15 protein-coding genes are annotated in these 20,774 nt (G+C 47.9%); 2 read left to right on the top strand and 13 right to left on the bottom strand.

Annotation, left to right across the window (positions count from 1 at the left end; genetic code table 11):
* Window positions 1-127 precede the first annotated feature (127 nt).
* From K0H59_RS10070 to K0H59_RS10010, 13 genes are all read right to left on the bottom strand, one after another.
* A complete protein-coding gene (locus K0H59_RS10070; protein ID WP_220055429.1) occupies window positions 128-427 on the bottom strand; it encodes a hypothetical protein in 300 nt (99 codons plus the stop codon).
* Window positions 428-552: 125 nt separating this feature from the next.
* A complete protein-coding gene (locus K0H59_RS10065; RefSeq protein ID WP_220055428.1) occupies window positions 553-1,197 on the bottom strand; it encodes a hypothetical protein in 645 nt (214 codons plus the stop codon).
* 105 nt (window positions 1,198-1,302) lie between these two features.
* Window positions 1,303-1,872, bottom strand: coding sequence for a DUF3601 domain-containing protein (locus K0H59_RS10060; RefSeq protein WP_220055427.1), 570 nt, complete (start codon window positions 1,870-1,872; stop codon window positions 1,303-1,305).
* A gap of 422 nt (window positions 1,873-2,294) precedes the next feature.
* Entirely contained in the window at window positions 2,295-2,705 is a 411-nt protein-coding gene (locus K0H59_RS10055) for a hypothetical protein (protein WP_220055426.1), read from the bottom strand.
* 78 nt (window positions 2,706-2,783) lie between these two features.
* Window positions 2,784-3,191 (bottom strand): DUF4386 domain-containing protein, encoded by a 408-nt coding sequence (locus tag K0H59_RS10050; protein WP_220055425.1) that lies wholly within the window; start codon window positions 3,189-3,191, stop codon window positions 2,784-2,786.
* Between the two features lie 756 nt (window positions 3,192-3,947).
* On the bottom strand, window positions 3,948-4,535 hold the full coding sequence (locus tag K0H59_RS10045; RefSeq protein WP_011626281.1) for a cytochrome c3 family protein: 588 nt from the start codon (window positions 4,533-4,535) through the stop codon (window positions 3,948-3,950).
* 8 nt (window positions 4,536-4,543) lie between these two features.
* Window positions 4,544-5,029 carry a nitrate reductase cytochrome c-type subunit gene (locus tag K0H59_RS10040; RefSeq protein ID WP_220055424.1) on the bottom strand — a complete coding sequence of 162 codons (486 nt, stop codon included), beginning with the start codon at window positions 5,027-5,029 and terminating at the stop codon, window positions 4,544-4,546.
* 10 nt (window positions 5,030-5,039) lie between these two features.
* A complete protein-coding gene (napA, locus tag K0H59_RS10035; protein ID WP_011716900.1) occupies window positions 5,040-7,529 on the bottom strand; it encodes a nitrate reductase catalytic subunit NapA in 2,490 nt (829 codons plus the stop codon).
* Between the two features lie 2 nt (window positions 7,530-7,531).
* Window positions 7,532-7,789 (bottom strand): chaperone NapD, encoded by a 258-nt coding sequence (locus tag K0H59_RS10030; protein ID WP_011716899.1) that lies wholly within the window; start codon window positions 7,787-7,789, stop codon window positions 7,532-7,534.
* Between the two features lie 44 nt (window positions 7,790-7,833).
* Window positions 7,834-7,992, bottom strand: coding sequence for a periplasmic nitrate reductase, NapE protein (locus tag K0H59_RS10025; protein ID WP_011716898.1), 159 nt, complete (start codon window positions 7,990-7,992; stop codon window positions 7,834-7,836).
* A gap of 740 nt (window positions 7,993-8,732) precedes the next feature.
* Window positions 8,733-12,614 carry an ATP-dependent RNA helicase HrpA gene (hrpA, locus tag K0H59_RS10020; protein WP_220055423.1) on the bottom strand — a complete coding sequence of 1,294 codons (3,882 nt, stop codon included), beginning with the start codon at window positions 12,612-12,614 and terminating at the stop codon, window positions 8,733-8,735.
* Between the two features lie 128 nt (window positions 12,615-12,742).
* The gene (locus K0H59_RS10015) at window positions 12,743-13,159 is read right to left on the bottom strand and encodes a CBS domain-containing protein (protein ID WP_011716896.1); all 417 of its coding nucleotides are present in this window, start codon (window positions 13,157-13,159) and stop codon (window positions 12,743-12,745) included.
* A gap of 251 nt (window positions 13,160-13,410) precedes the next feature.
* A complete protein-coding gene (locus K0H59_RS10010; RefSeq protein ID WP_220055422.1) occupies window positions 13,411-14,442 on the bottom strand; it encodes an isoaspartyl peptidase/L-asparaginase family protein in 1,032 nt (343 codons plus the stop codon).
* Window positions 14,443-14,562: 120 nt separating this feature from the next.
* On the opposite strand from K0H59_RS10010, the gene K0H59_RS10005 reads away from it, so the two are divergent.
* Together K0H59_RS10005 and K0H59_RS10000 are read left to right on the top strand one after the other, a co-directional pair.
* Entirely contained in the window at window positions 14,563-16,419 is a 1,857-nt protein-coding gene (locus K0H59_RS10005; RefSeq protein WP_220055421.1) for an autotransporter assembly complex family protein, read from the top strand.
* A complete protein-coding gene (locus tag K0H59_RS10000; RefSeq protein ID WP_220055420.1) occupies window positions 16,416-20,696 on the top strand; it encodes a translocation/assembly module TamB domain-containing protein in 4,281 nt (1,426 codons plus the stop codon). The genes K0H59_RS10005 and K0H59_RS10000 overlap by 4 nt, the downstream gene beginning before the upstream one ends.
* Window positions 20,697-20,774: the final 78 nt, after the last annotated feature.

The following is a 20,774-nucleotide window of genomic DNA, read 5'->3' as shown; positions in this document are numbered from 1 at the left end:
ACCAAGATAGATCTTTTAAATAATGTCTGGCTTCGAATCAGCATTTGTAACTGCCTAACGCCTTTGTAAGGGGCGCGCGTTGTTTGCGCGTCCCAGCCCAACTTGTTGGGCGAACTTCACAAACTTGTTAGCAGTACTCACTAACAAGGCCGTACTTCTTAAGAAATATTTCAACTAGAAAATTTAGCTCTGCATTTCTTGGTTCAGGATTCATTAGCTCAATACTTTGTAACCTGTCTTCGGCCATATATCGCAAAGTTAAGCTGTAGTCGCCGTTACTCCAAAGTGAGCTGTCAGAAGTGAAATTGTGATAATCCCAAGAACCGCCGATACAAGTAACTTTTAAAGTATCCCAGATCAACTTTTCTACTTCCTTGGTATCTTTAAAATCTGACCAATGGCATTTAGGGAATATGGAAATCTTCAAGTGCCCACCTTGTACTGCTAACGCTTTGCTAATTGGCTGCCGCAGCGAAGCGTAGGCAGTCCAGTGGAGGCCACGCTACTTGTGGCCGTAACGAAATTAAGCAACTTGTTATACGGCATTTGCCACTAATTTCCATAATACTCATCTACTTGTTTTGATAGGTTTTTTATTGGTTTAGCTCCATCAAAATACTCTGAAGTTTTGTTATGAAACTCAACAAAGCCCAACTTAGTTTCAACGTCATACTCACCAAGAGCTTCATCTAGGAATAAATAACCTAAGTTGCCATAAGTCGTGTGTTCTTTTTCGTTGTAGTTATCAAAAAACAAAACAATGCCCAACTTATCTTCATCTTTATATAAGTTGTAATAAACGTCTTCAGATTTTATTGAAACACCACCAAAGTTAAGATCATTAAGTGGCGATCTTCGAGGCCGAAATTTTATGATTATCCATTTTTTCATTTCAGGTGCTGAGTTAAATAGCAATTCAACTGAAGAGAATGAATTTTTTATACCTCCAGCGCTTATTACAAACTCCCTTTTACCATTCTCTCGAATAGGGCTAAATTCAAAAGTAAGTTCGGGATCAACTTTAGAAAGCGCTGCAGATAGTTTATCAAAAGTGTTTTCTGTATCTCTTTCGAAGTTAAAGATCATATCTTCATTCTTTTGGAACCATTTCCAAAAATCAGCTTCAACCGATGCACTCGCTTTTGAACCAAATAACGAAAGTATTCCCATAACTATTAATTTAACTCCGTGTTTCATAGTTTCCTTGCCGTATAACGCTCGGCTCTGCGGCTGCCAAAAGTGGCGCTGCTATTGCGACAGCAAAAGGAGTGACACTTTTGGCAGTCCGACAGCAGCCGCTTGTTATGCATTGCAGGCCTCATGTATAAATAGATCAAAATTCTCTAGAATTTGACTGTTAATCTGACCTTGAAACCTTATTGTTCCTGCGCTTGTCTTCAAAGTATAACCTTCTTCTTTCGCAAAAACGTCTTTGGCTAGTAATGTGAAATTCGTTCCCTCCTTGTAGTTACGGCCATCTAGGTCGCTAAAACCACGAACAACTTTATACTCTCTACCTACTACTAATCGATAGAATGAGATTCTTGATTGCCACCAATATATTCCCTTTTTCCATTCTTCAATAGTTGAGACAAGTTCGTTTTCGGTAGCGAATGCTTTACTAAGAACAGTATCCCTTTCTTGATCCATGCCTCTCATGGAAATTGTGATTTCACCATCCCGTCCTTTCCCTGGGCCTTGGAAGGAAACAATATTCCTATCGTGACAACTGATGCCTCCAGTACTTCTCTCGTATGAAAAGTACGAAGTTAAAGGCTTTGATGGATTAGCAATATCTTTATTAAGAATGGATATTGCTTTGTCAATTGCTTCCCTAAGATACATTACTGGATGTTTCTCTAATTTATGCATAACGCCTAGTTAAAAGGTGCAGCGATAGCTGCATCCTAGCAGGCGAAGCCTGCGATTTGAACGACTGGTTGTAAGCTGGACGCGCCGGAGTTTCTACGAAGAACCCAACGGATTCGAAGACTGCGCCAACCTAAGCCCTGTGGCACGGAGTTGATGGAGCTGCATCCGAGCAAGCTTAACTTTAATAACCCTGTTTACTCACTAACACTGCGATGAAATTAGCACGCCAATGAAACCTACGTGAACTCGCCGCACCTGACCACAGGGTAGACCGGACGGCAGATGATGCCATAGAAACCGCGTCCGCTTTTATTCATGACTCCAGCCAAGTGCGACACGGAGCTTAATTTATGCCTTACAACGCCCAAAGCAGCGGCGCGCGTTAGCGCGTCCAGCCCACAGGGCGATGCTGCCTTGACTTGTTATACACCATTTTTGACTAAGTGCTCCGCTAACCTTGATTTAACTTCTTCAGGCGAAGTAAGCAAATCCGCACTAAACAAAACTTGCTCACCAAAGTTTTCTATAGCAATGGCAGCTTGGTAGCACGCATTAAGATCGCTATTGATAAGCGCTCGAATGACTTTCAAATAAACGGGATGAAACTGTCTGTCGTGTGACTTACCTAGAGCAAAAATTGCAGTTCCAAGAGCTTTAGTATCCGCAATCGTGTTCTCATTGATGTATTTCAATGCAGCTTGTTCAAACTCTTCAGCAGAATGCTGATTAAACAGCGCAACTTCATCCCCCCATAGTAGGTCGGTGTTATCTATGTTGGTTCTACAATGCTCAATTTTCAGCATTGCGACTCTAAAAAAGTCTTCGGGCTTCATGTCGATGCTCTTGGTGTATAACGCTTTAAACAGCGGAAAACGCGAGCGAAGCGAGTGGTTTTCCGATGATTTAACTTGTTAAATGCCATTTTGCTCACGATTAGCTTGTTGTTTGATCCTTGGCATTTGTATTTGCAACCAAATAAATACTGGTGCTAGAGGAACGAATGCTAACCAAGATTGCATTTGAAAAGCCCAAAAGTAAACAAACCAACCTTGGGCAGCAATCAAACCCAATAACTTTAACCAACGTGAAAAAAGCATTAAATTGCCCATTGCTGCTAATGGTAAACCAAAACAAAGCGCACCTAAGCCATACAGCCAAAGGTTGAAATTTACAGATGACGCAATCATGCCGACATCTATGGCAATACCAAAGAAAAATGGAAATAAAACCAGCAACATGACGGTTGTAAGAAAGTGCTCATTACGTCTGTGCTTTTCTTGAGCTTTATTTTTTCCTGCAAGTTTCTCTAATGTATCCATGGCATTTAACGTTTAACTCAGCCGACGCGTAGCGGTCGGCTGCAGTTTCTTGTTATATGGCCTATCGCAAGCGAACATGTTTGGCCACTCTGTTTTGTAGTAACCGGATGAGCTCAGGGTCCATTCGGGCATAATTGTCTGGTATATCTAGGCATACAAGCTTTTTTCCATGAAGCAAGTCTTTGAATTTCCTTGATACCTTATTCCTGTGGATCTTTTCCATGACGAATATAACGTCTGCCCACTCAACCAAATCTCCGCTCACGACCGACTCGGCGTCAGCATTCGTTCCTGCTCCTATTGCATTGATCCCTTCGTACTGAGAGAAGACTTCTTCTCCGGTTGGGCTCCGCAATCTATTCTCACTGCATACGAAGAGCAGGTTCATAACTTTTCCGCCATATAACATTTTATTAGTGCGCATGCGCGTTTATCTCGTTAGACCAGTGAAAACGCGCACTGTTAACTATCTGTATGCAAAGAACTTATCAGCATTCTGTTAAATATACCATCAGTAAAAACGCGCATGCGCGTTTTCCAAACCTATTATCTCGAATCAAAAATACATAACATATTGATATCAAATGATTATATGAATTATCACACGTACAAACGCGCAATGGGACTGAAACAAGCCTGAAATGGCGATAGCGAACAAAATCCCACCTTCTGCGTCATACAATTTATCTACGCCATAAAAAAGGCCAAGTGTGGAGAGCACTTGGCCTTTGGCTGGAGATGGTATGTGAGTCGAGTTTAGAAGCCTTCAACCCCTGCCATATCGGGAAGATGGTGAGCAATCCCTTTATGGCAATCGATACAGGTTTTCTCACCGCTGGCCAAGGATGTCGAGTGCATCTGGGCGGCGCGTGGCGACTGTCTGGTAAAGTCCATGTAGGTAAAGTTATGGCAGTTACGGCACTCAAGCGAGTCGTTTGCCTTTAACCGCTCCCATTCATGTTCGGCCAGCTCGCGACGTTTGTTCTCAAACTTTTCGCGGGTATTGATGGTACCAAACACTTTGCCCCACACTTCTTTCGATGCCTGCATCTTACGGGCAATCTTATCGGTCCAATTGTGCGGTACGTGGCAGTCAGGACAAGTCGCACGCACACCACTGCGGTTTGTGAAATGGATAGTCGACTGTAACTCTTGATAGACGTTATTTTCCATTTCATGGCAACCGATACAGAAGGCTTCTTTGTTGGTGGCTTCAAGCGCGGTGTTAAAGCCCCCCCAGAAGATCACCCCCGCCACAAAGCCACCTAAGGTTAAAAACCCTAAACTGTAGTGCACACTCGGACGATTGAGAACTTGCCAGATCTTTTTGAGTTTATCTAACATGCTGACTCCTAGTGTTTTTTCTGCTCAGTGTTCGCTTTAATCAGATGATCCATATCCACAAAGTCGTTCTCGACCAGTAATTTGGCATCCAGTTGCGGCACATGGCACTGAGTGCAGAAGTAACGTCTTGGCGAAAGCTCGGCTAAGAAGTTGTTATCCCTATCCATATAGTGAGTTACGCTGACCATAGGCGCTTGGGAGTCACCCGTGCGATGTCTGGCATGGCATGACATGCACTTGTTGACCTTAAGATCGAGCTGATAACCGTCGATCTTGTGCGGGATCACCGGTGGCTGCATCGGGTAGTTACGCACCTCTTTGATATCTTTGTTCAGCACCGCCTGCATGGCGGGCGGGTTTGGCTCAACGTTGATTGGCGCCTGGCGCAAAGTATCAATTCTGTCCTCAGGAATGCTCGCCGCAGTCACGCTGGTCATCATCAGGGTGGAGAAGGCAAGCACACTGAATGCTGAGACTAATTTGAATGTTTTCATCCTGTACTCCTTATACCTTGACGATTTTCACGGCGCATTTCTTAAAGTCGGTTTGTTTTGACAGAGGATCTGTCGCATCCAAGGTGACTTTGTTAATGAGCTGACTGGCATCGAACCAAGGTACGAACACGAGTCCCACTGGCGGTTTGTTGCGGCCACGAGTTTCGACACGGGTTTTAATTTCACCGCGGCGAGACACTACGCGCACCTCATCCCCACGGCGTAAACCGCGTTTTTTCGCATCTTCTGGGTGCATAAAACACACGGCATCGGGGAAGGCACGATAAAGCTCTGGCACGCGTTGAGTCATCGAACCTGAATGCCAATGCTCGAGCACCCGTCCGGTGGATAACCACATATCGTATTCAGTGTCTGGCGATTCTGCGGGCGGCTCGAAGGGCAAGGCATAAATCACTGCGCGGCCATCGGGTTTACCGTAAAACTCAAAACCTGAACCAGGTTTAACATAAGGATCGCTACCCTCACGGAAACGCCATTTGGTTTCTTTACCATCGACCACCGGCCAGCGAATACCATGGGCTTCATGGTAGGCATCGAAAGGTGCTAAATCGTGACCATGACCACGGCCAAAGGTGGCGTATTCTTCAAACAGACCTTTTTGGACATAGAAGCCAAAATGTTTCGCTTCGTTGTTCAGATACTTAGGATCGGTATCGGCCAGCGGGAACTTATCGACGTTGCCGTTTTTGTACAGCACTTCAAATAAGGTTTTGCCCTTAAATTGTGGGTTAGCGGCTAAGACTTCCTTCGACCAGACTTCATCGGTCGTAAAGCGTTTGGAGAACTCCATCAACTGCCACAGATCCGAGTGGGATTCGCCCGGCGCCTGCACCATTTGATGCCAGAATTGAGTACGACGCTCGGCATTACCATAGGCGCCCTCTTTCTCAACCCACATGGCGGTTGGCAGAATTAAGTCCGCAGCTTGAGTCGTCACAGTAGGATACGCATCGGATACCACAATAAAGTTGGCCGGATTGCGATAGCCAGGTAAGCCTTCCTCGTTGATGTTAGGCCCCGCCTGCATATTGTTGTTCACTTGCACCCAATAGCAGTTCAAATCGCCATCTTTTAAGCGGCGGTTTTGCTCGACGGCGTGATAACCGGGTTTTGGCGGAATAATGCCACTGGGGATCTTCCAAATTTCTTCGGCGTGTTTTCTATGCTCTGGGTTTGTTACCACCATGTCGGCGGGTAAACGGTGGGAGAAGGTTCCCACTTCGCGAGCCGTACCACAGGCAGAAGGCTGACCGGTTAACGAGAACGGGCTGTTACCGGGAGTCGAAATCTTACCTGTCAGTAAGTGGATGTTATAAATCAGGTTGTTACACCACACACCACGGGTATGTTGGTTAAAGCCCATGGTCCAGAAAGAGGTGACTTTAGTCTCGGGATCGGCATAGAGTTTGGCCAATTCGATAAGTTTAGCCTCAGGCACGCCCGACATCTTGCTGACCTTCTCCACCGTATATTCGGCGACAAAGGCCTTAAAGGTATCGAAATCAATCGGCGTCGAATCCCCTGCCGTTTTCACGTTTTTGGCTTTCTGCTCCAGCGGATGGGTTGGACGTAAACCATAGCCGATATCCGTGGTACCTTGGCGGAAGTTAACGTGCTTCTTCACAAAGTCCCAGTTCACTTTATCGTTTTGAATGATGTAGTTGGCAATAAAGTTCAGGATGGCTAAGTCGGTTTGCGGCGTAAATACAATGGGTAAATCCGCGAGATCGAAGGAGCGATGCTCAAACGTCGATAAAACTGCGACCTTCACATGGGATGCGCTTAAGCGGCGATCGGTGACCCGAGTCCATAAAATCGGGTGCATTTCGGCCATGTTAGAGCCCCAAAGCACAAAGGCATCGGCTGCTTCCATATCATCGTAACAGCCCATGGGCTCATCAATACCGAAGGTACGCATAAAGCCGACAACGGCAGACGCCATACAGTGGCGCGCATTCGGGTCGATGTTGTTAGAGCCAAAGCCTGCCTTCATCAGTTTAACCGCGGCATAGCCTTCCCAAACGGTCCACTGGCCCGAGCCAAACATCCCAACGGCGGTCGGGCCTTTAGCTTTTAGGGTTTCTTTCCATTTCTGCGCCATGATATCAAAAGCGCTATCCCAACTAATGGGAGTAAACTCACCGTGCTTGTCGTACTTGCCGTCGGTCATTCTCAGCATTGGCGTGGTTAAACGATCGCTGCCGTACATAATTTTCGACAGGAAGTAACCTTTAATACAGTTAAGGCCGCGGTTCACTTCGCTGTTTGCATCGCCGTGGGTGGCAACCACTTTGCCCTCGCGGGTCGCGACAATCACAGAGCAGCCCGTACCACAGAAGCGGCATGGGGCTTTGTTCCACTCTAATTTGGTTTGTTCTGAGCTGGTGATTAAATTGCTCGCCGATGCCGGCAGCGCTAAGCCTGCTGCGCCCGCTGCTGCAATCACCGCATTGGCTTTGATAAAGTCACGTCTATTCATGTTCATTCTTCACCCTCTTCGAGCTCTTCACTCTGGTGGTAAACCATAGTGGCGGACAAGACGCCAGGAATGGCATTAATCTGTTCGATACCGTCCATCAAGGCACGTTGGGAGTCACCTTCAAGTACGACGACGAGTTTCACTTCGTTATTGACAGAGAGTTCGGCATTTTCAATCGCCATAATGTGTTGCCTAACATCCGCCATTTTTTGTGGCATGACTTGCACCACCAGACTCGTGATATGAAGCTCTTTGCTCATCCGACACTCCGCTTATTCATGCTGTTGTTATTATTCTTTAGGCCTCAACCTGCACCCGGCGGGCCGGTGAAGATTTGGCTAAACCATATGGCAAATCCCAATCCACTCACCAACAACACGGATAAGAGGGGGGCGAGAAATACGGTTAAAAAGATAAAAATTTTCAGTTCTAAGGATTTTTCTGCTGCGCTGTTAGCACTCATGCGTCCTCCAAGAGGTTCGTTCCTGTGATGGATTGCTCTGACCAATGCAGGATTTATAGGTATCTCAATTACATCTTTGATCCACGAAATGATCATAGCGTTAAGGTGTTAACAAACTGTATACCTCCAAATCGGTAAACCCTTTGATGCTTGATCCAGATCATCAATTTGGCGATAGATTTAGTTAGATCATGGTTTTTAAGCGTTTTTTTAGATTGTAAATCGATTGATTGGTTATGTTTTTTTATTAACCAATTGCTAAAGCATGGAAAAGAGAGAGGCGCTAAGCAAGGAAACCGTACAAGATTTAAACAAAATATTCCTTAAGGAGTATTAGGGGATGGTAAAGGAAGGAACAAATTACCGATTATCCACGGCAAAATCGGTTTAACATCTTCGTCAAAGCCTTAACTCACTCAAGATACTGCTAAATCCTCTAGCGTATTGGCTAACTGACCCATCAATTTTTAGGTCTTTTAAAAGTCATTTCGGCCAATTTATTCGCATCGGCTTTGCTCCTTGGGGTTAGCGACCTGCGAAAGTCCGTAGCAAAAGCCCATAACGATAGCCCATAGCGAAAATCTACACAGTAGGTGACAAGTTTGTCGCGGCTAATGGTAGTTAGGTGAAAATGAGCCATAAAAAAGCCGAACCCTAAGGCTCGGCTTTTAATGTTATAGATAATGCATTGCGCTCAACTCACTGAATTTACAGATTAAATAAGTAATGCATCAGCGTCATTAACTTAGCAGGATATGGTTTAAGATACGCTTTTCCGAGATGGGGTAAGCCGTGCCCAGCGCCTGTGCAAAGCAAGACACACGGTATTCTTCAATCATCCAACGGGCTTCAATCAGTGCCGCAGGCACAGGCTGTGAGCGTGGCACCTTAGCAAGTTGCGCCGCGAGGGCCTCCTGCACTTTAGTGATACTCTGCATATGCAAACGGTCACGGGTCGGATCCACGGGCAGTTTATCGATACGGGTTTCAATCGCCTTTAAGTAACGCGCCACATCCACTAAGCGATTCCAACCACAGGCTTCGACGAATCCCTTGAACACTAATTGGTCTAATTGGCTTTGAATATCACTCATCGCAAAAGCGATATCTAAGCTAATTTTGCCCTTAGTCCGCTTTTTAATGCCTTGGTAGAGCGTCAAAATCTGCTCCACTTTTAGGGCAATTTGCTCGGCGGTAGGGTTCAGCTCTTGGCGCACCCAATCCTTGGCCTGCTCGAACTCGGCAGCATCGCGCACATCCAGCGCCTTTTCATCGAGCAATTGCTGCACGGCTGCGGCAATGATGTCATCAATCAGAATTTGCACTTGACCAAATGGATTGAAATACATCGCCAGTTTTGCCTTGTTAGGCAGTGCCTGTTGCAGGTGTTTTACCGGCGATGGAATATTGAGTAACAGCAGACGACGAAGACCCTGACGATGCGCTGCCTGTGCCTCAAATTCATCATCAAATAATTTGATAGCAACCGAGTCTTTATTGTCAATCAGTGCAGGGAAAGCCCGTACTTGATAGTTGCCCTTACGCTGCTCAAATTGTTTTGGTAAGTCGCCAAAGGACCACTCGGTGAGCGCTTCCTTTTCAATCCCCTTATCCGCCACTTGACGTATCGCCTTAGCGACCACGCCCTGTAACTCGGCCTTTAAGGTATCGAGTACCCGCCCCTGTGCCACTAACTTGCCCTTATCATCCTCAATCTTAAAGTTCATCAGCAAATGTGCGGGCATCTGCGTGACATCAAAATCTTCAGGATTGACGCGCGTACCACTCATACGCAAAAGCTGTTTGCACATGGCATCGAGTAAACTGGCGCTAAAGGGCTGCATCGCCTGTACGCAGGCACGGGCATAATCGGGCGCAGGCACAAAGTTACGTCTCAGCCCCTTAGGCAACGACTTAATCAGGGCGACGCATTTCTCCTCACGCATCCCCGCCACCAGCCAATCGAAATCCGTATCATCGATTTGATTGAGTAGCGCCACTGGAATATGCACAGAGACGCCATCATCACTCGCCGCAGGATCAAAGTGATAACTCAGTTGCAGGCGGATATTACCCTTGTGCCAAGTGTCGGGGAAATCGAGCGCCGAGATATGATCGGCACTGCGCTGCATGAGCAGTGACTTATTAAAATCGAGTAAATCGGGCTGAGTACGGCGCGCTTCTTTCCACCAGCTAAAGAACTTAGCCGCGTTATAGATGCCTTCGGGAATGCGCGGCTCGTAAAAGTCCATTAACACTTGTTCATCGACCAAAATATCGCGGCGACGGGACTTGTGCTCGAGTGCTTCGACATCCTCTAATAGCTTTTGGTTAGCGATAAAGAAGGCTTCTTTGGTCTGTAATTGCCCTTCGGCAAGCGCGCTACGGATAAAGATTTCCCGCGCTTCAACAGGATTTATCGGCCCGTATTGCACGCGGCGGCGATGCACCACAGTCAAACCGTAAAGCACTTGGTTTTCAAAGGCAATCACACTGCCCTGTTTTGCCTCAAAATGCGGCTCTAAGTGATTCTTTTTAATCAGATGCGCCGCTAACGGCTCGAGCCACTCAGGCTCAATTTTGGCGCAGCAGCGGGCAAACAGCTTAGAGGTTTCGGTCAGCTCCGCCGCCATGATCCATTTCGGGCCTTTTTTCGCCAGCGGTGAACCGGGGAACACAAAAAACTTACGATTGCGCGCACCTAAGTACTCGTTGTTATTGTCCTTAAAGCCGATATGACTCAGCAGACCCGATAACAACGCACGGTGCAGCGCATCGTAGTTGGCTGGCGTGTCGTTTAAACGCCACTTTAAATCGTGAACCGCTTGTTTTAGCTGAGTATATAAATCCTGCCATTCACGCACACGCAGGTAGGCTAAGTACTCGTCGCGGCATTTTTTACGGAACTGGCTGGCGGATAATTCCTTTTGCTGCTCTTTTAAGTGCTGCCAGAGGTTCACCCAGCTGACAAAATCAGAATGGGGATCGGCAAAACGGCGATGAGCCTCATCGGACGCCTGCTTTTTATCCATAGGGCGCTCACGGGGATCTTGAATCGACAGACCCGCGGCAATCACTAGCACTTCCTGCAAACAGCCCAGCTGATGACTCTCCACCACCATACGAGCCAGACGCGGATCCACCGGGATCTGCGATAACTGACGCCCAAGCGGCGTTAACACAATATTGCCCTTCTGCTGCTTAACGGCTTGTAATTCCTCAAGCAGTAAGAAGCCATCGCGAATATGGCGCGGATCGGGCGGCTCAATAAAGGGGAACGCTGCAATATCGCCAAGGCCGATGGCGAGCATCTGCAAAATCACCGAGGCTAAGTTTGTGCGTAGGATTTCGGGGTCGGTAAACGCGGGACGACTGTTAAAATCCGCCTCATCGTATAAACGAATACAAATACCTGGGCCAACACGGCCGCAGCGGCCTTGACGCTGGTTGGCACTGGCCTGTGAAATGGGCTCGATGGGCAGGCGCTGCACCTTAGTGCGATAACTGTAACGACTGATCCTCGCTGTGCCTGGGTCAATTACATAACGAATACCTGGGACTGTCAGCGAGGTTTCCGCCACGTTAGTGGCAAGCACGATGCGACGCCCAGTATGGCTGCTGAATACCTTGGACTGCTCGCCGTAGGACAGGCGCGCATATAACGGCAAAATCTCGGTATCGCGGTAATTGCGGCGATTAAGCTGCTCGGCGGTATCACGAATTTCGCGCTCGCCGTTCATAAAGATCAGAATATCGCCCAAGCCTTCGGCCACTAACTCATCGACGGCGGCAAAAATCCCTTCGATTTGGTCGAGATCCGCTTCGGTATCTTGCACTAGCGGGCGATAACGGGTTTCCACCGGATAGGTACGACCCGAGACTTCGATAATAGGTGCATTATTGAAATGCTTAGAAAAACGCTCAACATCGATAGTCGCCGAGGTGATGATGATCTTAAGATCGGGGCGTTTTTTCAGAATTTGCTTGAGGTAACCCAAGATAAAATCGATGTTGAGGCTGCGCTCGTGCGCCTCGTCGATGATGATAGTATCGTATTGATCTAAATAGCGATCCGAGGTGAGCTCCGCCAGTAAAATCCCGTCGGTCATCAGCTTGATATAGGATTCGCTCTTTAAGGCATCGGCAAAACGCACCTTAAAGCCCACGACTTCACCGAGCGGACTCTGTAACTCCTCGGCAACACGTGTCGCCACGCTGCGGGCCGCTAAACGGCGTGGCTGGGTATGACCAATAAAGCCGCGGCTGCCAAGGCCCAGTTCTAAACAGATTTTCGGGAGCTGAGTGGTTTTACCCGAACCGGTTTCACCCGCAATGATCACCACTTGGTTTTCACTGATGGCTTTAGCGATCTCATCGCGCATGCCGCTAACGGGCAAATTATCTGGGTATTGGATTTTCGGGCGCGCCTTAAGACGCTGCTCGACCTTTTCGAACGCTGCTTGCGCCTGCTCGGCCAGTTTGGCTAATTCTTGGGTTTTCTTATCAGAATCGGCTTCTTTATTGAGCTTAAATAAACGGCGGCGGATCCGCGAGGCATCACTTTGAAAGCACTGCTTGAGAAAGTCGCTCGATAGCGGATGTTTGTCAGAGTTCAAAACCAAATTCCATTGCTAGCATCGAAAACAGCGATCCTAGCAAGGAACGGGACGTATTGGTACGACTAATTTGGCCTCAAAAGGATGAAAAACAGGCAAATTAATCACCTTTTGAAGGGCTTAGCGCTTAGAGCTTAGGCGGGTGCTAAGTAACATTGCTGCATATACACATTCATGGCACGCAGCACATTCGTGCGGTTAATGGTACCAACGACTTTGCCCTGCTCGACCACGGGATAAATCTTAGGTTTAGAGCCAAGCATTTGCTCTGCTAATTGCAAAATGCTGTCATCGGGACCGACATACAAGACTTCGGTGCGCATACAATCTTTTACCACTGAGGTCATATCACAGTGATAACTGCTTTTAAGCATCACGGCTAAGCAATCTTGCTGGGATAAAAATCCCACCAAATCGCCGTTATCATCCACGACAGCGGCACCCATCTTGTTATTGTCTAACAGTTTTTCAACCGCAGTGGCCAGCGACATATTGGCGCGTAGCAACACGGGCTGACGGTCCATATGGTCGCGTATTTTTATAGAATCCATAGCAATCTCCCCAATCTATCCTTTACCAACTCAACTCGGCTTACGCTTTGAGTCTAGTCAAAATCTCGCAAGTGGTAAGCGATTAATATCGATTGGACTTATCTATTTACTCAGCGGGAAGGAAATTGGGCGGTTAAAAACGGTGATTTAGAGGGGTAATACTGGGCCTACAAGCGCCATTATGATTGGGATAGCTAAGAGATATTGCCTTAGCGCATGTTAAGCACGCGCTAAGGCAATAGACTGTAACCTTATTGGTCCTGCCAAATCATCACTTGGGCAGGCTCACTATTACTACGGGTAGCGCGGTACATGCCTTCGGTATTAAATGGCGTGGCAATATTGCCTCTGTGGTCGATCGCAATCACACCACCAGAGCCGCCAGCGGTGATAAGGCGTTGATTAATCACTTCATCTGCCGCTTGAATAATGGATTTTTGCTGGTATTTCACCTTAGCGCAGATATCGCCCGCCACTTGGTAGCGAATAAAGAACTCACCATGGCCCGTGGCCGACACAGCGCAAACGCCGTTTTCTGCATAGGTGCCCGCCCCAATCACAGGCGAGTCCCCGATGCGACCAAAACGCTTGGCCGTCATGCCGCCAGTCGAAGTCCCAGCAGCTAAGTTGCCGTTTTTATCTAAAGCGACAGCACCAACGGTACCAAATTTATAATCGAGATCTTTCATCTCAATACCCGCAATTTGGTCTGATTTTTCAGCCGCCTGCAGCTTTTGTCTGGCATCGAGTAATTGCTGATAACGGGCATCGCTATCGAAATGGCTGTTAGGTACCAGTTTAAAACCTTGAGTTAAGGCAAACTCCTCGGCGCCTGCGCCCGACAGCATGACATGCTCAGACTTATTCATCACGGCTAAGGCCAAATCGATGGGATTAGCGATATGGCGCACGCCCGCTACGGCGCCCGCATTCATGGTTTTACCATCCATAATGGAGGCATCTAACTCGTGGCCGCCATCATAGGTGTAAACCGAACCGACACCTGCGTTAAACAGCGGGCTATTTTCTAATACATTGATAGCGGTTTGCACCGCGACTAAGCTATCACCGCCCTGCTCGAGCACTTTTGAGCCTTTATCGACGGCCTCTTTAAGCTTGTCTTTATAGGCCTGACGCAGCTCTGGCGTGAGGTTGGCCTTAGAAATCGTGCCAGCGCCACCGTGGATCGCAATGGCAAAAGGTTTTTCATTCGCTTGGGTATTTTGTGACATAAAAAGTGCACTCGAGAGAATTAAACTAAAGGTGGCTAATTTTATTTTCATTATTTACATCCCCTTAAACAGTAACGTCCTTTGTAACCATTTCAATGACTAATTTCAATCATCTCCTTGCCTGTTACCTCCATTCTGGCGACAATGAAACCACATCACAGGGATATTAAAGTGCAGCGATTCTTGCAAATAACGTCATTACCTTTTCGTCTTCATTTGCTTGTTGGTCTGAGTTTAGTCACATCAGGGACTATGGCCGCCGATAACTTTTTAACGCTTTCTGTCAACGGGGTCGACGAAGCCCTAAAGCGTAACATTCTCGCCCACTTAGGTGCGATGCCAGACTCCGAAGTGCAGCGGCGCGCCTTTTTATTTAACGTGGAAGACAATGTCTCCACCGCTCTCGAATCCATGGGCTATTACCATGGAGAAGTGGAAGAACAGTTAGTCGAAAAGGACAAAGGCCCGTGGGAATTAAAGCTTACGGTCAAAGCGGGCGAACCGGTAAAGATCCAATGGGTCGACATTAATTTTTCCGGCGAGATGCTCGACGACCGCGCCTTCGATAAGTGGCTGGCGGATGTCAATATCAAACCTGGGGATACACTCAACCATGGGGTGTATTCCGATGTGAAATCCCAACTGGTGACGCTTGCCTTGGCTAGAGGTTATTTCGATGGCGAATTCACCGAGTCACAGATCAAAATCAACCGCGATTTAAACACGGCGCAAATTAGCCTGCATTTTAACTCCGGCGTGCGTTACCACTTTGGTCAAGTGAGTTTTGAAGGCCATAGCTTAGAGCCGGACATTCTCACTAAGCTTATTCCCTTCAAGGAAGATGCGGCCTATTCAACCCGTCGTGTCAGCGCCCTGAACCGCCAGTTGTTGGATACGGGCTATTTTGCCAATATCAAGGTTATCCCACAGATCGATCAGGCAAAGGACAATCAGCTTCCCGTAAAAGTAGAACTCACAGACAAAGCCAGTCACTCTATCGAGTTAGGTCTCGGTGGTGACATAGGTCAAAGCGCGGATAAAACCTTCGATCCCAGGGTGCGGGTCACTTGGCGTACGCCACAGATCAATAAATACGGTCATTCCCAAGAAACCAGTTTGGAATGGTCGCCTGACAGGCCCAAGTTTTTAACCACTTATACGATTCCGCTGACTCATCCCTTAGACGATCAACTCAAAATTCGTTTAGGCCTGCTGCGGGACAAATACGGGGTCACCCAGATTTACGAGCCCGAGAACCGCGATTTTCGTAACACGGGCCAATTGGAGTCGACTAAGTACTTGCTCGGGCTACTCAGGCAGCAACGTTTAGATAATCAATGGCTCATGAGCTATTCCCTCGATGCGATCCGCGAGGAATACACTCAATCTGACATCGATTACAGCCCCAGTTTTTATCTGGCAGGAATTAACTTTTCTAAAACCACCCGTGGCGATAACTCACTCGATCCCAAGTCCGGCTTTAGGCAAATATACAGCCTAGATTATGCCGATCCTTATCTGGGATCAGAAACCCGCCTTGCCCGTTTACAGGCCAAGTTTAAGTGGATTGATACCTTTTTTGATAACCACAGAATCGTGGCGCGCATGGATCTCGCCGCCAACCTAGCCAATGAAAATGAGCTGGCCTTTATTCCACCGTCACTGCGCTACTTTGCCGGTGGCGACCAAACCATACGTGGCTATGGCTATCAAGAACTTGGGCCATATCTCGATTACCTCGATGCCGATGGCAAAGTTAATCGTGAGGTTATCGGTGGACGCTATCTCATGGTAGGTAGTTTGGAATATCAATATTACGTTACCCCGACTTGGCGTGTTGCCACCTTTGTGGATGCGGGTAACGCCTTTGATAACAATCAGTTTGAGCCTGTGGTCTCTGTGGGTGGCGGTATCCATTGGATCTCCCCCATTGGCCCAATTAAGTTAGATCTAGGGGTTGGTTTGAAAGAAACAGACACCATCGACCGCTCATGGCGCATTCACTTAACCATGGGGACAGAGCTATGAGTCAGCCCCCAATTCATGAACCTAATGCAACGGCTCAACAAGAGAATCAAACACTTGAGCAATCCTCTTTGGAGCAAAACCCAACATGCGTGCAGCCCAAATCACTTAAGCTGCGCATTTGGCAAATATTTAAACTCTGCACGCGGATTATTGTTTACGTTCCCTTAAGTCTTTTGGTGTTAACGGCATTACTGCTAGGGACTGAAATTGGCTCTCGGGTAAGTGTGGGTTTAGCGGATAAGTTTGTGCCCGATCTGGCGCTCACCTACACCTCAGGCTCCTTAAATAAAGATCTCACCTTAGCCCACGCCAGTTGGTCGATGGATGGGATTAAGGTCGAACTCAAGGATTTACACTTAGCATGGCAACCCACATGTCTGCTGCAAAAACGGCTGTGCGTGAATGCTTTAACGGCGAGCCAAATCGATGTCAATATTGATACCGAGGCCTTAAGCGCAGGCGGCGCAGAAGTCGACGTCCCCCCCGAAAATGCTGAGCCGAGTGAACTGGTTCTACCCTTTGGCATCAAACTCGACAGCGCCGAACTGAATAACATCAATATTGCTGTCGATAAGATGCGCTTTTCGGCAAATCATATTCAGACCGCCGCCACTTGGTTTGCCGAAGGACTAACGGTCGAGCAGCTTAGCAGTGAAGGCTTGGCCGTGTTAATTCCAACCGACGACAGCCCTGCGCCAGACACACAGGCCACAGCTCTTCAAGGCGCAAACACTCAAATCACTAGCAAACAAGTCACTGACACCAAGGCAGCCGAGACAACTGCAGCGGCAGAAACCACGAGCGCAGCGACGACGCCTCCTCAGCCTGAGACAGAAAAATCAGCAACCGCAGTAATTACAGCAAGCGCTAAAACCACAGCAGATAAGCCAATTACTGATAAGGACTCGGCGAAAGCCCCTGCAAATCCTCAAGCTAATAAGCAAACGGATGAAAACACCGACAAGCAAGCATCTACAGAGGAATGGGCACTTGCCCATTTACCACAGGTTTTTATGCCTTTCCCGGTGGATATAAAGCACCTCAGTTTAGACAACAGCCGTTTACAGATTGGTCCGCGCGAAGATCTGTTTAGCCATATTGAGCTTCAAGGTAAATTTGCCAAGTATCAGTTAACCCTAGAAAAACTGCTGCTTGCCCATAGTTATGGCGAAGTTTCTGTGGTGGGCCAACTCGCCCTCGAACAGGACTATCCGCTCGCACTTGAGGTTCAGGCCAATGTCACTCAGGTTGCCGAGTTGCCAGAACTGACCCATCAACAATTAAGCCTAACGCTTAGCCAAAGCGTCGGACAGCTTGGGATCCATGCCCTTGCCAAGGGGGATGTGGATTTTAGTCTCAATGGACAATTGACCCTTAAAGATCCCACGCTGCCCTACAAGGTCAAACTGGAGAAAGCCCGCGCACAATGGCCGCTGCAACATGCCGAGTATCTCGTCAGCGATCTCAACCTCGACAGCCAAGGTTCTCTCACGCAACAAGCGGCGACGCTCAATGGAAATGTCACCACACCTTTCCATAAAGTGTTAGCCATCAGCAGTGAACTTCATCATCAAGATGCAAAACTCGATATTAAGCAGTTTAATGCTAAGGGCGAGCTAGGTTCGGTCGATGTCACCGGTGAGCTAGATTACGCTAAGGCGATCACTTGGAAAGCCAAGGTATTGCTCGATAACCTGAAATTACAGGAAATCACCCTGCTGGAAACCGCGCAGACACCTGAAACAACACCTAAAAAGGACTCCAAAGCGCCGAGCACAAATACCGATAAGCCAGCGCCTGCCACAGCAAATGCTCCTGCTCCTGCGACAACAAATGCAACTACAAGTGCAAGTGCAAGTGCAACGAGCAGCTTGCCAAACAGTTTAATCTCGGGCCAATTGCAGACCACGGGGCGCCTGTTAGATAAACAGTGGCAAGTGGCCCTAACGGACACTCAACTGTCGGGCACGATGCAAGGCTATCCGTTTGATATCACAGCCGATGTCAGCATCAACGATAAACTGTATATCAGCGCTAAAGGCGTCAACGCCAAGGTACTGGGTTCCACCTTAACCTTAGCGGGCGAAACCAACAAAACCTGGAACCTTGAGGGCAAACTGCAAGTCCCCGATTTCGGTTTATGGCTACCCCAAGCCAGTGGCCAATTGCAGGCCGATATCAATGTCACAGGGGATGAGAAACATCCACAGGTAGAGTTAACCGCGCAACTGGTCGATCTGGTGCATCAAAATATTAAGCTCAGGGAGTCAACACTCAAGGCTTACTATAAGCCTTTGGATGCCCATGAGTTTGCCTTATCACTCAAGTCCAAGGCACTGCAACTCGGCTCACAGAGCTTAGATACAGTGACTTTGGGCAGTAAGGGCGATATTCAAAACCAAAAACTCACCCTCAGCGCCTCAGGGGATTTAGGACTCGAGCTTGGCGTCACTAGCCAATACGATATGAAAAAATCCCAACTGCAGGCGCAGGTGAATAAAATCAACTTGGCAACCCCCGTCGGACGTTGGGAGATAGATAAGGATATTCTTGTCGCTTGGGATCAAAATAAGTCCAAAGGCAATATCAGCCCCTTCTGTCTGGTCAACCCCAACAGTAAGGTTTGCCTCGATAATCAAGTAACGATTGGCAAAACTGGCGAGGCTCAGCTCAGCTATGCGGGTAATTTAGGTAAGCTGTTAGTGCCTGTATTACCAAACAATATGCAGTGGGAAGGCGGTTCTTCACTCTTGGCAAACTTTGCTTGGGCGGCGGGACGTAAACCCACGGCCAATGTCGACTTTAATTTTACGCCCGGTAGCATCAAGCTTAAACGGGCAAAAAACCGTGAAGTCACCATTAATTATCAACAGCTTGATTTTAAAGCTAACTTAGATGCTAAACGACTCCTCTCATCGATTAGCTTTGAATCGGAAGATGTCGCCAGTTGGCAGAGTGAGGTCACGGTCAACGTTACGCCAGACAGAACCTTGTCGGGTTATGCCAATATCAAGCAAATTAACCTGCAACCCTTGGGCGAGTTTTTCCCGCAGCTCAATACCCTCGAAGGTTTGTTGACCAGCAGATTAAACTTTGCCGGCACCTTGGATGCCCCAGAGGTTTCGGGCAATGTGTCCCTGACCCAAGGTGCCCTCGCGTTGACCGCCAACCCAACGCTTATCAATAAAATAGATATGTCGATGGACTTGGGCGGCCAACAGGCATCGCTCAAGGGACGTTGGATGATGGGCAACGGTTTAGGCCGCGTCACGGGTGATATGCGTTGGCCTCAGGGTCAATTTAGTGGCGAACTTGCAATAAAGGGCGACAAATTAGCCGTGATCCAACCGCCACTCGCGCTGCTTGATGTTTCGCCCGATCTCACCATCGCCTTTAGCAGTCAACAGCTCGAAGTCAAAGGGGTTGTCGATGTGCCTTCGGGTAATATCAAAATAGTCCAGCTCGCCGAGGGCGGTGTTGCCCTGTCGGAAGATGTGGTCTTCGATGACTCGATTGCCGCGGCGCAACCTAAAGCCAGCCCCTATGCCATAGTGGCGGATCTAAACATTAATGTCGGTAACGACTTAAAAGTAGATGGCATGGGCCTTAAAGGTAAGCTGCAAGGAACCTTAAAACTGCAGCAACAGGCGTTCCGCCCACCACTGCTGTTTGGCGATATTAAAGTCAAACAAGGCAGCTATAAGTTTATGGGGCAAACCCTGAAAATCCGCACCGGTGAGGTGCAGTTTGTCGGCCCCACATCCGTCCCTAACTTAAATATCGAAGCGATTCGTGAAATTAAGAGTGAAGATCTGGTCGCGGGCGTACGTGTCACAGGTACGCCTGCCCGCCCGGTAGTGACCCTGTTCTCTAACCCTGCTAAGGAGCAAGCGGAGATCCTGTCTTACATTATCAAAGGCAGTGGTTTTAATAGTAGCAATAACGAGCAGAACAATTCGCTGATGATGGGTGCGGCACTGGGCTTAGGTTCACAAGTCGGCGGCGGTGGCGCTATCAATAACATTGGCAGTACCGCCACGGGGATTATTGAAGAGTTTGGCTTCTCGAACGTACAACTGGACACCAACGATGAGGGCCGCGTGGCGATCAGTGGCTTTATCGGTGATAACCTGATGGTGAAATATGGCGTCGGGGTATTTAACCCAGGGTATGAGATGACGGTCAGATACTACCTGTTATCGCAACTCTATCTGGAAACGGTATCAGGCACCTTAGGCCAATCCCTCGATATCTATTACAACTTCAATATCAAGTGATGTTCCCCCGCGTAGCCATGTTACGCGGGGATACTTATCTTTTTCGTTAAAAAACAGCCACAAAAAAAGCGCCCTATA

It is taken from the genome of Shewanella sp. FJAT-51649, from assembly GCF_019457435.1.
GTDB lineage: Bacteria > Pseudomonadota > Gammaproteobacteria > Enterobacterales > Shewanellaceae > Shewanella > Shewanella mangrovisoli.
This window is presented reverse-complemented; position numbering and strand designations above follow the sequence as displayed.

What these genes read in the sequence shown, in the direction of transcription:
- K0H59_RS10065 (WP_220055428.1), bottom strand. Translation starts at nt 1,197, where the DNA reads ATGAAACACGGAGTTAAATTAATAGTTATGGGAATACTTTCGTTATTT.
- K0H59_RS10055 (WP_220055426.1), bottom strand. Translation starts at nt 2,705, where the DNA reads ATGAAGCCCGAAGACTTTTTTAGAGTCGCAATGCTGAAAATTGAGCAT.
- K0H59_RS10015 (WP_011716896.1), bottom strand. Translation starts at nt 13,159, where the DNA reads ATGGATTCTATAAAAATACGCGACCATATGGACCGTCAGCCCGTGTTG.
- K0H59_RS10040 (WP_220055424.1), bottom strand. Translation starts at nt 5,029, where the DNA reads ATGAAAACATTCAAATTAGTCTCAGCATTCAGTGTGCTTGCCTTCTCC.
- K0H59_RS10060 (WP_220055427.1), bottom strand. Translation starts at nt 1,872, where the DNA reads ATGCATAAATTAGAGAAACATCCAGTAATGTATCTTAGGGAAGCAATT.
- K0H59_RS10045 (WP_011626281.1), bottom strand. Translation starts at nt 4,535, where the DNA reads ATGTTAGATAAACTCAAAAAGATCTGGCAAGTTCTCAATCGTCCGAGT.
- K0H59_RS10025 (WP_011716898.1), bottom strand. Translation starts at nt 7,992, where the DNA reads ATGAGTGCTAACAGCGCAGCAGAAAAATCCTTAGAACTGAAAATTTTT.
- K0H59_RS10050 (WP_220055425.1), bottom strand. Translation starts at nt 3,191, where the DNA reads ATGGATACATTAGAGAAACTTGCAGGAAAAAATAAAGCTCAAGAAAAG.
- K0H59_RS10030 (WP_011716899.1), bottom strand. Translation starts at nt 7,789, where the DNA reads ATGAGCAAAGAGCTTCATATCACGAGTCTGGTGGTGCAAGTCATGCCA.
- K0H59_RS10000 (WP_220055420.1), top strand. Translation starts at nt 16,416, where the DNA reads ATGAGTCAGCCCCCAATTCATGAACCTAATGCAACGGCTCAACAAGAG.
- napA (WP_011716900.1), bottom strand. Translation starts at nt 7,529, where the DNA reads ATGAATAGACGTGACTTTATCAAAGCCAATGCGGTGATTGCAGCAGCG.
- K0H59_RS10010 (WP_220055422.1), bottom strand. Translation starts at nt 14,442, where the DNA reads ATGAAAATAAAATTAGCCACCTTTAGTTTAATTCTCTCGAGTGCACTT.